The organism is Microbulbifer jejuensis, assembly GCF_047289955.1.
Taxonomy (GTDB): domain Bacteria; phylum Pseudomonadota; class Gammaproteobacteria; order Pseudomonadales; family Cellvibrionaceae; genus Microbulbifer.
On sequence record NZ_JBLBUB010000003.1, the window covers coordinates 226,629 to 240,678 of the forward strand.

General features: G+C 44.6%; 8 protein-coding genes and 1 pseudogene. 5 read left to right on the forward strand and 4 right to left on the reverse strand.

Translation table 11 applies throughout. The annotated features are described in order from the left end of the window. Positions 1–657 precede the first annotated feature (657 nt). Positions 658–963: pseudogene (locus ACL7TT_RS03330) on the reverse strand (transposase); the annotation flags it as partial. 344 nt (positions 964–1,307) lie between these two features. On the opposite strand from ACL7TT_RS03330, the gene ACL7TT_RS03335 reads away from it, so the two are divergent. Further along, a complete protein-coding gene (locus tag ACL7TT_RS03335; RefSeq protein WP_413393159.1) occupies positions 1,308–1,856 on the forward strand; it encodes a YtfJ family protein in 549 nt (182 codons plus the stop codon). A 463-nt stretch (positions 1,857–2,319) separates the two neighbouring features. On the opposite strand, the gene ACL7TT_RS03340 is transcribed toward ACL7TT_RS03335, so the two are convergent. From ACL7TT_RS03340 to ACL7TT_RS03350, 3 genes are all read right to left on the reverse strand, one after another. Continuing rightward, entirely contained in the window at positions 2,320–2,835 is a 516-nt protein-coding gene (locus tag ACL7TT_RS03340; protein ID WP_299944550.1) for a hypothetical protein, read from the reverse strand. 330 nt (positions 2,836–3,165) lie between these two features. Beyond that, a complete protein-coding gene (locus tag ACL7TT_RS03345) occupies positions 3,166–6,186 on the reverse strand; it encodes a TonB-dependent receptor (protein ID WP_413393161.1) in 3,021 nt (1,006 codons plus the stop codon). 516 nt (positions 6,187–6,702) lie between these two features. Next, positions 6,703–7,326 (reverse strand): hypothetical protein, encoded by a 624-nt coding sequence (locus ACL7TT_RS03350; protein WP_413393163.1) that lies wholly within the window; start codon positions 7,324–7,326, stop codon positions 6,703–6,705. 266 nt (positions 7,327–7,592) lie between these two features. Between ACL7TT_RS03350 and ACL7TT_RS03355 the strand changes: the two genes are divergently transcribed. The 4 genes from ACL7TT_RS03355 (at position 7,593) to ACL7TT_RS03370 (ending at position 13,035) form a co-directional block, all read left to right on the forward strand. After that, entirely contained in the window at positions 7,593–10,073 is a 2,481-nt protein-coding gene (locus tag ACL7TT_RS03355) for a CaiB/BaiF CoA transferase family protein (RefSeq protein ID WP_299944557.1), read from the forward strand. An 81-nt stretch (positions 10,074–10,154) separates the two neighbouring features. Beyond that, positions 10,155–11,450 carry an ISKra4 family transposase gene (locus ACL7TT_RS03360; RefSeq protein WP_413393164.1) on the forward strand — a complete coding sequence of 432 codons (1,296 nt, stop codon included), beginning with the start codon at positions 10,155–10,157 and terminating at the stop codon, positions 11,448–11,450. Positions 11,451–11,474: 24 nt separating this feature from the next. After that, the gene (locus tag ACL7TT_RS03365) at positions 11,475–11,891 is read left to right on the forward strand and encodes a Zn-ribbon domain-containing OB-fold protein (protein WP_366523402.1); all 417 of its coding nucleotides are present in this window, start codon (positions 11,475–11,477) and stop codon (positions 11,889–11,891) included. Next, a complete protein-coding gene (locus ACL7TT_RS03370) occupies positions 11,884–13,035 on the forward strand; it encodes a lipid-transfer protein (RefSeq protein ID WP_299944561.1) in 1,152 nt (383 codons plus the stop codon). Before ACL7TT_RS03365 ends, ACL7TT_RS03370 begins: the two co-directional genes overlap by 8 nt. Positions 13,036–14,050 lie beyond the last annotated feature (1,015 nt).

Sequence of the window (14,050 nt, forward strand, 5' to 3'; positions counted from 1 at the left end):
GGTGTTGGATGATTCGAAGAAAAAGCAGCATATCTGATTGATTTGTGATTGCAACACAAGCCACCAACCAAAGGGTTAAGCCCCCATGGTAAAGCGTCACGTTATAGTTGCATAAAAAGTGGGTTTTTTCTACAAAAAAAGTACGATTTGCAGCGTCAAACCTATTAGTAAAGCGGGAGGGAAGAATACCCTTCTCCCAGGATCGTATGAAGCATGGATGCCGATTACGAGCGTACAAGGGTGTATTCACAGCGTGTCCTGGGAGAGGGAAATTCTTTCCTTATGACCCGGTAGTATCTATCCGCTATGCTCCTGGTTCTTACCCACAGTACATTCCCGCTAAACTGTCGAGACACTCGTTAAAAAGCTAAAAACGAGATATTTTTTCATTAGGGGCTCCATAATATGCGCAATGACACAGTAGACACGCGCATAAATCTCTCCTTAATAGTCGTCGTCAGCGCGTATCATTCAGTCCCAATCCTGTATTTCAATCACATGAACCACCCCAAAACTCATGATATCATTGGCCGAATTGGGTAACTCCTTGCCTCCTTGAGCCAGATCAAGTACCCGAGCGTCATTAGAATCCCCCGGATAAAGCAACTTTCATTCTCTCAATTTTTCTTGTCTGATCGCCGAATTTTATTGCGTTAGCTACGTTTTTCCAGTCTGCCAGGCTTCAGTGATTGCTATTGCCACGGTAGAGACCCGGCGTAAGCACGACTTTGGTAGGGAAAGCGTGTGGCTACACGTGGAACAGACAACTCTGCTGAAATTAGTCTTACGCGCTGAACGCGATCCTGCGTGTGCATGGCTCGCTATTATTGTAATCCCTTGCAAGCTTCGCTTAACCAATGTCTGTAAGAAAGCGCTCCAGTGGGGCTCAGCTTCTGATAGTGATACAAAGCAACTGCGTAGATTCCGCTTCCCCGAGTCTTCTACACCCATCACTAACAGTACCGTGCAATCGACTCCGCTGCCGCCCTGACTTTGGCCATTTTCGAGTGGATAATCCCTGCACCTTGACTTTCATCAAGACCCACTGCAGGGCACTCTCAGAACGCATCCCCACCTTCAGCTGACTATTGGAGATTGCGTTACCTGTAGCTTCAGCTCGCCCACCGAGCATTACTACGTGGCCTTGATAGCTAATGCCATATTGACAATATCATCGAAACCGCAGAATAATAATGTGCTATTAACCCTACCAAAATGATGATTCTGAAACAGATTTATAATAGCGCCCAGCAAATAAAAGAAAGTTTGCCTCAAGGTAATTCAATAAAAATTCAATGGATAATACAATGATAAAAATAGTACTATTAAGTGCTTTCCTCATTACCAGTCACGGGCTCTCAGCATTGGAAATCAATCAACCATTACCCATGTCATCGGTTAACGACAAAGGTGAATTACTCATTAACAGAGAGCATGTTATTCGCTATCGCCCTTGGGATGTCAGTGCTTTAAGTGATGACAAAGCCAATCTTATTTTACATATGGCGGGTCGTAGTTCGGCCAATAAGTTGATTCAACCATTTACAGATCGCCTAACTGCCGAGAATATTGCAAGCGATAAACTCCACAGCACCACGATTATTAATTTAGACGACACTCTGTGGGGTACTCGTCGCCTAGTGACCAGTAAGATCAAACATAATAAAATCAAGCACCCGAAAACGACGTTTGTATTGGATAATAACGGTAAAATCCGTTCGCAGTGGGGTTTAAAAAAAGAGAGCGCCGCGATTATCGTTCTCTCTGCCAGTGGCGAAGTCGTGTACCTGAAGCAAGGGAGACTACTGGATGAAGATATCGATCAAGCCCTAGCGGTGATTAAGCAGCAACTTTAATCCCATCAAGCGCAAACCCCTTGCCCAAGTCTAATTGGCAGTCGCTAAATTTAGGTCAGTCCTTTTACGTTCAACATCAGAAATAAATTTAGCGCAATACTCTCTTACTGTGAATGCAAGATAATTATAATTCTGACAACAGAACCTCGGACAACCAGGGTAGAACAATCTATCGGCACACTATTTTTTTGTAAATACTGAAACTTCCTGGTTTTCCAGTGGGTATACTTGAGTATTGAATGTGATGTGTAGATATTTTTCCAACATTTTTATACCAACCCCTGAAGTATATTAAGGGTACCTTTAAAAAAATTACTTATTAGTGCCCATAAACATCGAACAATGGAGGCACACGGCGATAAAATTAAGAAAAACTAGGTTTATTGAGATACCCTTGAGTATAAAAAACGCCGCAGGCACATACAGCCAACGACGCTCATTAGTTACTTAATTTTGTTACTCATTATGGAATAGTATAAGAAGCCTCGGGGAATGTGGCCAGCTCGCCTGAAAATTCACAGTCCGCCGCACCAGAAACACCAGGGAGTGTAGCATTGATGAAAGTCAGTATACCTGTAGCTTGATCAAAGGTACCGGTTAAATCACCAGAGCAGTCACCACCGATGGGGGCTTCAGCATAGACACTTTCTATAGTAACGATATTACTCGCCATACCTTCCATATTGAAGCTAGTTCCCATCGAAGGATCAATGTTTTTTAATATGACCCTGTTATTGCAAATATTTAGGAAGCCACCATAAACCACTAAATTATCAACAGTGGCATTTGAACCATCTAAAGTGACTTCCCCTGTTAGCTTGCAGGTCAATTCGATTATTCCTTTTTTCACCTCTAGACCATCAATATCATCCAGATTGCCATTGCCAGTAGGAGACCACGTCTCCGCATAAGCCTTCCCGACAAACAAACTGGCGAGGATAGATAAGAACACTGCGGTGCATATTTTATTCAAACGCATGATTTTTTTCCTTATTAGTTAAGTAAAATACTGCGGCACAACATCACGCTCCCGGTTAACTACTTCATTAACACAAGAGCGTAAATTCAGATCACCATCAACAAGCCTGAAAAAGAATTACTACCGGTTCGGAAGGAAAGAATACCCCTCTTCCAGGATGCACAGTGACTACATCCCTGTACGACCGTAATTGATAACCACGCCTCATACGATTCTGGGCGAAGGGTATTCTTCCCTCCTGCCCTACTGGTAGGCCAACACTCTGCCAGTTTAAAATGAATACAGTGGCACTGTGACCGGTTATGGTCCAAATACAGCTGCCGGCGTTTTTTAGTTACCAAAAGCTTTATATACGCTTAAGCCAATAATACGGGGGTCTAGGGTAAACACGTTAGTGCTAAGGCCAACATCATCGGCATTGGTAAAGGCATCGACGATAGGTGCATCGTCAAAGACATTTTTGACGTAAAGTTCCACCTGTAAATCCCACTCGGGTTGGACCAGCGTCGCCGAAACATTAAGGTTGTCCCAACCCTCTAAACGGTCGTACTCGGTATTATAGACACGCGCATAGCTTTCTCCTTGATAGTAATAGTCGGCGCGTAGCCTTAAGTCCCAGTTCTGTATCCCAACAATATGCTCCATGCCAAAGTTGAAAGTAAAGTTGGGTGAATTAGGCAGTTCGTTGCCGCTCAGATCGGCATCCCAGCCACGACCTTGATTGGGGGCATCGACAAGCGGATCGTAATTGTATTTGGGGTCAAGCACAAGACCACCACTCATGCCTGGACATAGCGTGAAAAGATTCGCATGGGCATTTCCAAACGGATTATCCTTAAGATCGGAAAGGATTTCCTCAACCAATGCTGTGGGTGCGATACAACTTGAAGGTGATGCAAAAAAAGGACGTAACAGTATCCAGTCTTCATTTCCGTTGGTACGATTCATTACATCCACAGATTTTTCCCCTTTTCCGACACGAGTTTTCAAATAACCCAAAGCCGCATTAAATCGAGTATTCTGGGTAGCCTGCCATAGCGTTTCCAACTCTAAACCGAAAGACGTGGTATCGAAATTTTCGTTTATCGTAGAGCGATCAGAAATCCTTGCTATCTGGTAGTTTTTATAATCATAATAGAAAACTGTGGCATTGAGTGTCATTCTATTCTCTAACAAGCTATTTTTAGTCCCTAATTCAAACGCATTAACATATTCCGGGTCAAAAGTTTTCTTGGCCTCGCGGTATTGGGCTATTTCAGGATCAATACCTATTCGTGGCGGATTGGTACCACCGCCCTTGTAACCGCGGGCAACAGACAGATAGAACATCGTCTCGTCAGTAAAAGGGGTTTCTGTTTGCCAGTCTAATACTGCACGACCGGTAAATTCATCCCATCTTTGTACTACCTCAGGATCAGCTTCCAGGCCACGACGTACAGTACCACCAGTAATTACCTCATCCGTTTCACCATTAGGTCCAGCCATCAGTAACACTTGAGTTGGGTAAGGTGTCGTCGTCTTACTGTCTGCAGTATAGCGCACTCCGGTAGTGAGTTTAACATCCTCTGAAAGCTGCCAATAGAACTCACCGAATGCGGCATAGGAGCGGGTCGCAACGGCGTTTGGACCATAGAAGTAGTTATGCCCTTCTTCGTCTATATTATCCAGATCATTTTTATCCACATACATACAGGGGCCCTCAACTTCGTCAGTGCATTCTTCATCAAATTGATGCAAATAGAATTCGGCCATAGCATTATAGAGATTATTAAATAAGAAATAATCATCCGAGGTTTCGAAATCTAGATAGTTTACCCCTAAAGAGAAATTAACATTACCGTCGTAAGCCGATTGTATACGCAACTCATGGTTCCATTGTTCGCTATCAGACCGGCTTAAATCCACTGCCTCTATTCCACTGGAAGGGCCGAGCTGTGGATCCATATAGACCCCACCAGAGGTTGTCGGAAACTCCACTATATCAAGCACTCTGCCCCTTCTATCATAAACAACATCAGGCACTTCGGTAAAGATAGGGTTGGATTGATAACGACTATAATCCTGAATGCTCTGGTAATCATCTTTAGCATAAGTAGATTGAGTAAACAGCGTTAACGTATCAGCCAAAGCAAATTCCATATTTAACTGTATTAAATCGTTTTCCGCGTTAAACTTAGGATCGTAATTTGTCGCAATTTCGCGCAGATCCTTTGACTGATTAACGCCGCCATATGGCTTATTTCCATTAAACAACCTAAGTTGATTTCCATCTGCATCATATAGCCTTTGCGCACGGCCATTCTTATCAATACCCTTTAGTTCTACAGCAAGATTTAGCCAAGCATAATTCGCAAGCGTATCAGCGTTGGGCGCGCCATAGGCTTCATCCGCAAATAGAGAATCCGGCTTACAACCTTGAGTAAAGTGCAGTGCAATTTCATTATCATCAGGGATTTCTTGATTTCCAACACTAGCAGGCCCTTCATCCCGAGTGCAAAGTTGTTTGCCTGTACGGGAACGCTTATCATCTTCTTCAAAATGCTGCCAAATTAAATTTGCCCTCACTTTTTCCGTGGGTGTCCATTCAAAAATGACCCTTGTCGAAAATAGATCTCGGTCATTAACATCGTTGCCAGTAACGGTGTTGTAATCATAGCCATCACGTTTGGTCATCGCACCAGAAAAACGCGCAGCAAAGTTGTCTCCCAAAGGTAGATTGAACATGCCGCCAATGCGCCTGGTGTTGTGGCTTCCAACCTCCGATTTAATGTCGGCTTCGAATTCCTGTGTTGGAAACCGCGGTAACATATTTACCACACCGCCAGTGGCGTTGCGCCCATACAGGGTCCCCTGTGGGCCGCGTAGTACCTCTACCCGGTCCACATCAAAGAACTCTTGCTCGAATAGTCGATTACGCAGCATCGGTGTATTGTTAAAGCTCACTGCTACGGCGGGATCAGAACTGGCAGACAAGGACTTGGTACCGACGCCACGGATGGAAAAGTTGTATCTATTAAAATTACCTTTGGAGAAGGTGACATTAGGGGTTGCTCTTAATAATTCATCCCCGCGTTCAATCTTTAATTCTCCTAGTGCTTTGTCAGTAAGCGCGGTAACGGCGATAGGGACAGTTTGGATGTTCTCCTCTATTCTTTGCGAAGTGACGATTACCTCTTCCATGGCCATATGTTTATTATTTATCTCTTCATTACTCTGAGCATTGACCGCGGCAGCACTCATTGCAAGATAAAATACAGTGGGGTTATACCAAGGAGATACGAAAGAACTGACCTTGTCACTCTCACGAATATAATTGATATTTAAATTTTGTGGTTTATGGAGTTTCCGCATCGTGATTTATCCTTATCTTTATACCTTTTATTATGCGCCATTATTCCCATTTAGTATCCAGAGACGTCCCTCCCCTAGTGAGACGCTGTAGCGGCGAATTAAATTAATTTGATTACCACTATATGGTAATTACATACCTTACATACTTTTTCTAACTTGCCATTTAAGCTATAAGTGTTTAAGTATTTTATTTTTTGAACTTAATAATCATTGCACTTGAATATATAAGAGTTGTCCAGACTTATCTAAGTGGTACTGACACAAGCATAAACTACTGGAAATACAAATAATATTTGTCTTTAAGGTGGACTGATTGTGCTAAAGATAAAGCCAATCACAAAAGACCAAATTAAATGAATTGAGTATTCTTTCTTCCTAATACATCATTGAAGATATGCCATTGGGAATCAATGGGTCAATAATATTTTCTCATAACTGCTTCCATCGGCTTCTTCTTTGACTAAGGACCACCCCCCTAATGTGATTAAACTGTATAATTTGAAAAGAGGTAATTTTTTAGCAAAGACCTGTTGTCCCGACTGCCATTTGCGAAACCAATGTAAATGGCCGCGAGATAAAGCGCTTTAATTTCTCAAGGCTCTGTTCAAACCGATCCCGAGAACCAGCCGTGCCAGATTCAGAAGATGACGGCGTGTAGTTGGTGTGAAGCCGCAGCCCGCGCGCAGCATACAGGGTGATTGTGGCGCACAGTGCATCCTGCCATCCATTCTCGCATAGCGACTGGCATGTGCCATCAAGGCAGATAGAGATTGACGATACGGGTGATTCGAGTTTGGAGCGTTCACGTTCAACGGTCTTAAAGACTTCAGCATTTAAATCAACGCCATCCGACCACTGTTTCATGTATAAACGAATCAGCCTCCGATTCGGATTGCCTTCGAGGTCATTCCCAGTTGATGGGGCAATCATTTTTGCCGGTCTCGTCGTTGCCCAACCCACAACACCGCTATTAAAATCAAGCATGGAGGATATAGATCTGCCGCCACTGCCCTGATAATCATGCCTATCAAGAGCTTTATGAAGACTGTCTTCTTCGGCAAGCAGGTTGCCTTTCCGGACAGAAATTTCAATCTGAATGGTTATAGTGGGGCTGTTATGAGAAATTTGAGCTGTGGTCATTACAGTGTCGGACAGTTGATGACTGTTTTATTGTATTAATCAAAGAGAACACTCTAAAACCGGCAAAGGTCGAGGTTTTTTGTCTGTGGGCCCGGCCTTCCTTTGGTTGTTATGTGCTGCATTAATTTTGATGCATTGATACGATCATATGTCATTTTAGCAAAAATAGTGATACCAATCGTAAAATAGTTGCAAAATTTATACGAAAAGTGATATGGTTGTCAAAAGACGTATAAAACAACAGATAAGGATATTAGGAATAGAGTATGGCTGGAGTACTCGATAAAATTAAAATTCTCGACCTGTCGCAGGGCATTGCTGGCCCGATGGCCACTATGGTTTTATCTGACAATGGCGCAGAAGTTATCAAGATAGAAGGACCTGACGGCGATTCCAATCGAGAGTCGCAGCTCGGATACCATGTATGGCAAAGAGGTAAACGTTGCGCCTGCTATGACTTAAGAAATTCTGTTGAGCTTGATCTGTTTTATCAATTGGTTAGGGGCGCAGATGTTTTGGTCGAGAGTTATTCGCCGGGTGTTGCCAAAAAATTGGGGGTGGATTTTGAGTCCTTGCAGCGGATTAACCCAGCATTAGTTGTCTGTTCTATCACAGGCTACGGGCGGGATACCCCTTATTCAGATCGCCCCGCTGTCGATGCGCTGGTTTCCGCCAAACTTGGCTTGCACTTTGAGCAACGTGGTCGTGTTGGCGCGCAATACCATGTAAAAGGGCATGAAGCGCCATTCGCAGACGTTCAATTTGCGCCTGATGGTGTGGTTGGTCCTCGTCATGAGGACCGCGATGGTCCGCTTTTTACGGGTACCTATTGGCCCAGTCTGGGCGCAGCTTACGCCGCTATGACTGGCATTAATGCGGCACTTTTAGTGCGCCAAAAAACGGGGGTTGGCCAGTGGGTTGAAACCAGTTTGATGCAGGGAGCACTGACGGCTGGAACACTGGCATACAGCTATGGAGAATTCCCTGATGCGCCGCATTTTTCCACATGGATCAATGATAGTCGCTCACCACGCGGAAATTTTGAATGTGCTGATGGCCGCTGGATAATTAATTGGGTGCCAAATCCCCGATTTGTGCTTGGCGCTTCCCGTGGTAGCGCATTGGACCCAGCGCCGGATATGTCATCACGCAACGACCCAGATCGGATCATGCCTGCAATGGACGACATGTTGGTGCTTGACCACTATTATCCGCAGTTGGTAGAGGCTTTTAAGAAGTTCACTGCCGACGAGTGGGTCGCAGCAGGTGAGGTAGCCGGACAATGTATCCAAAAAATACGCTCGCCAGAAGAAGCTTTAAGTGATGAGCTGTTTTTACAAGATGGCTGTGTGGCCAAAATTGACGATCCAACATACGGTGTTACACATCAGGTGGGTAACCTTTACTCTCTGGAAAACCATAAGGCATATGTAAAGCAGGGCTATGCGGCATCTGGACAGCATACTGAACAAGTACGGCAAGAGGCTGATGGGCAAACGCTGGCGACCGACCACTTTGGCAGTGCGTTGTTAAAGCAGCCGCTCGAGGGCGTTACCGTGATTGATTTGGGGCTGGCGATTGCAGGTCCGTTTGGCGCCCAGTTATTATCTGATCTGGGCGCACGCGTTATCAAGGTAAATGCCACTTACGATTGGTATTGGCATTCTAACGCAATCGCAATGTCGGCCAACCGCGGCAAAGATAGCATCGCCATTAATATGCGTGATCCCCAGGGTGTTGAAATTATCAAGCAGTTAATTTCCAAAGCCGATGTTGTGATTCACAATATGCGCTACAAGGCCGTTGAGAACAAAGGTCTGGATTACGCGTCCTTACGGGAGACCCATCCCAGGTTAATTTATTGTCATACACGAGGGTTTGAGAAGAGCCGCAGAGAAAATTTGCCAGGAAATGATCAAACTGGCTCAGCATTAACCGGAGTACAATGGGAAGATGGTGCCTGTGGTAACGGTGGAAGGCCCTATTGGAGCCTGACAACCCTTGGCGATACAGGCAACGGATATCTGGCAGCCAATGCTATTATCCAGGCGTTACTGGAGCGAGAGAAAACCGGCAAGGGGCAATTTGTGGATACGTCCATTATTAATGCCCACCTCTTTAATGCCTCGCATATTCTTGCGAAAGAAGACGGCAGCGCCGTGCAGCGACCTTATATGACACGCGATGCGCTGGGTTTTAGTGCAGGCTATCGTTTATACAAGACCCTGGATGATTATATTTGTATAGCACTCAGTGATGAACAACATTGGGAAAAGTTGTTCGTGCAGCTTGAAATTCCTGAATTAAACATCGATACACGTTTCGCCAGTATCCAGGCACGTCGCGAAAACGATCAGGCACTGACTGAAATACTCATGGAGCGTTTTCAAACTCGTAACGCCAAAGAGTGGTTTGACCGACTCGACAGTGCAGGTATTCCCTGCGAGATGGCCGACAACAAATTCAGCCGTGATATGTGGCGGAGTGATTCCTTCCTATTGGACCGCAACTGGCTGACATCCTTTCCACACCCGGTGGTTGGCAAGGTTGGTCAGGTCGGTGTTCCCTATGATTTTTCCGCAACCCCTGCGTTGGCAAAAAGTGGACCATTGATCGTCGGCGAGCAAACTCGAGAGATCCTCAGTGAATTGGGATATGACGAAGCAGGTCAGGCAGCGTTATTTGAGCAACAGGTTGTCTCGGATGAGTCCTCTTATATGTATCCACTGAAAATTCAGCAAGGCTAAGTATTTTATATCAAGTTATAACAAAGTGAGTGTCCTCTCTGAATAATACAATAAAATAACTATCAACTGCTTGATACTGCAATGAGCACAACACAAATTTCGCGTAACAGCCACACTATAACCATTCAGATTGAAGTTCCCATCCAGCAAGACAACCTGCTTGCCAGTGAAGAAGATCTTCAAAAAGCCCTTAATGAGGCAGGCAAGCGGGGTACCGCTGAGATTCTGACGCATTACGAGATACCAGGCCGTAAGCCTGTCATCGTCAATGGACGTAAGCTAACCTATAAGCATCAAGTGGCTAAATGTTATGAAACACCTTATGGGGCTGTCTCACTAAAAAGAGATGTGTATCAGGGCAGTGGTGGCGGTTCTACATTTTCACCGCTTGACTTTAATGCCAGAATTGTGGGTTCGGCAACACCGAAACTGGCCAAAATGGTGGCTTGGAAATACAGTAAAATGGCTGCCCCGGCTGTTGAGGAAGACCTGGCACTCAACCATAATCGAGATCTCGCTCGCTCATACATCAAGCGGTTGTCAGATGACGTTGGTTCTCTTGCTGAAACCTATAAGGGAACCGGGTATGAACTCCCCAAGCTGGATGTATCTGTATCTGCAATCTCTATCAGCCTTGATGGCACTTGCAAGCTACTGTGCGATGACGGATGGCGTGAAGCAATATGCGGCACAATTAGCTTGTATGATGATTCCGGACATCGGCTTCACACCATATACACGGCATCAGTCTCTGAAGATGACAGAGCGGGTTTTCTGGATCAGCTAGAACAGGGAATTGAGAAGGTCAAAGTGGTTTATCCTGAAGTCAAATACATTGGTATCACAGATGCTACTCGGGACAACTGGTCTTTTCTGAAAAAACATACCGCTTTTCAGATTTTAGATTTTTACCATTTATCTGAATACATTTCGAATGTCTCCTACGCCTTGTTTCCCAAAAATGAATCCCAGAGAAAAATATGGCTGGAGGAATGGCTGCACCGATTGAAACATAAGCAGGGCGCTGCACGTCGGTTACTATGCTATTTGGAGTCAGCTGAGCTACCAAAAAAAACAATCTCACTCATTGAAAAGCATTATCAAGCGATCAGCTATCTAAAGGTTAATCATACGCTTATGCGTTATTCCCAAGCGGTCAAACAGAGCTGGCCAATAAGCTCGGGGGCCACAGAATCTGCCAGTAAAACACTGGTTAAACGGCGTTTATGTAATACCGGCATGAGGTGGAAGCATGGCAGTGCCGCTGCTGTATTAAGGATCAGAGCCCTCACCCAAACAAGTGGCCGTTGGGAGCAATTATGGAAAAATATTATGGGCTCAGTGATTCCCGTTGGCATATCTTTAACTAAGTATTAATCGAAAAGAGCACTGAATAAAGTGATGCGGCCAGATCCTATACCGAGCCCTGCAAACCAGTTCTTTTGGGATGCGCTTAATCGCAATGAATTGCAGATTCAACAATGTGCTCAGTGCCAAACCTTCTTGCACCCACCGCGTCCGATGTGCCCCCATTGTCATAGCCTTGAGCACAACCATATAACAGTAGACGGTAAGGCCGTATTATATAGCTGGTGCATACCTCGCCACCCACAAATTCCGATGTTTGAATACCCGTTAATTACTGCCCTGGTGGATTTATCTGGTGGTGTCCGCTTGTTAAGTAATTTGATAGAGTGCCAGACTAGTGAGTTAAAGCCCGGAATGGCACTTGAGGTTTGTTTTGTAAAGACAATCGGTGGTAAGACTATTCATCAATTTCGCCCACTGCAATCGGACGCTGAGGGTATCCATGACTAAGCTGAATGCATCAATTGTGGGGATCGGCCAAACTGAGTTTTCAAAAAACTCTGGTAGAAGTGAGCTGCAACTCGCTTGCGAATGTATCAAACAGGCACTTGATGATTCCGGTTTATCGCCTTCAGATGTCGATGGTATGAGTACGTTTACGCTTGACAATAATGAAGACATTGACCTGGTGCGATCGCTTGGTATTGAAAACCTACGTTTTTCCTCTCGAGTACCTCACGGTGGAGGTGGTGCCTGTGGTGTTGTGTCACACTCAGCGGCGGCAATAACCGCAGGATTGGCTGACGTGGTGGTTGTTTGGCGTGCTATGAATGAACGTTCTGGGCAACGCTTTGGCCAGGCACAAACGACGGCAGGCGGGCCGGGTTCTGGTACTGATTTCATGACTTGGAGTATGCCATTTGGTGCACTGACGCCGGCCAGTTGGATGGCAATGAACCTACAGCGGTACATGGATATATATGGTGTCAGTAATGTCGATCTTGGTCATGTCTCCGTTACAATGAGAAAGCATGCAGCAACAAACCCTGCAGCCTGGTTTTATCAAAAACCCATTACCTTGGAAGAACATCAGGCGTCAAAGTGGATTATAGAGCCAACCCTGCGTTTACTTGATTGTTGCCAAGAGAGTGATGGTGGAGTTGCCATGGTCATAACCAGTAATGATCGGGCGAACGAGCTAAAGCAAACACCAGTGAATATAAAGGCCGCCTCGCAAATGGTGCCTCACGGCGTTGAAGTTGTCACCAATTATTATCATGGAGAGTTATCGATATTTAAGGAAGCGCTGTTATTGAGCAAAGAACTATATCGGCAATCGAATTTGAGTTCAGGCGATTTTCAGGTGGCGATGCTCTATGACCACTTTACACCGATTGTGTTAATGCAACTCGAAGCTTTTGGTTTTTGCAATTACGGACAAGGTAAAAACTTTGTAAGTGAAGGGAATATCGCCCTGGATGGTCGAATTCCAGTTAATCCGAATGGCGGCCTTATTGGTGAAGCGTACATACACGGTGTTAATAACATTGTTGAAGGGGTGAGGCAGTTGCGTGGAAGCGCCGTTAATCAGGTAAGGAATGTTGAGCATGTTCTGGTGTCAGCGGGCATGAGTGGGCTAATTCTGAATGTTTAAAGAGTTAGACAATGCTGTAACATTGACCCACTAGTAAGACAGGAGAGAAGAGGAGAAACCCCTCTTCCTCGGAATCACATAAGGCATCGATGTCGATTACAAGCGTACAGGGTTATATTCACGGCGCGCTCTGGAGTTTCTTCTGAACCGGTAGTAACCACTCGGGGCACCTTCTCTGATTAATACCATAAAATCTCCACGTTGCCAGAATGGTTGTGATTAATTCTGAAATCATTAAATAACCAACGACTGGCTGATACGGCAATGCTCATCACTCATATTCATCAGGCTGAATTGCCTGCCCGGAAACAAAAACTGCTTGTCAGTGAAAACGGATCTGTAAAAATCCTTCATGCGACTGAAAACATTATAATACATTATGTGATACCAGATCGTGAGCCGGGCATAGCAAACAGTTTTACCTGAAGCGCACTCAGAGCAGCAGCCAATATGCTACATTTTTTATAGATTCGATGAGCAGCCAAAGAAATTTCACCCATTAGAAAACGCACCAAGCGATACGAATTCTAAAAGCAATTAAAAGCTTGTGCATCATTTAAAAGAGATCGAACAACTGACTGATAAATTTAAACATTTCAAGAGCTATGCAAAAATTGGTTAAACAGTCAGAATAAAATTTTGCATAAGATACAATATTCGAGTATTTCTTTCGCATTAAGAGTGGGGGCTCTTATTCAAACTGGAAACAGCTTAGAGAAGTTACGGAGTAACAATATAGATTTACTGATTCTCGCGGGCAGTATTATTATCTTACATTAATCAAAGATAGTATCCTGGCATGTTAGAAACTTGGTCTTTATACTGATTTTTCTTCAGCGCCATTGATGTTTCATGCCAAGGAGGATAATAAGGCCTAGATTCAACTTGTAAGTGCATATCTCAATGGAGCTAGAAAAAGCGGCCAGTTGCCCGTAGGCTTCTCGCTTTTTCTCCGGCAAGAGTTATGCAATGAGACACTACAAGCAACTGACCTATGAGCAAAGATGCCAGATTG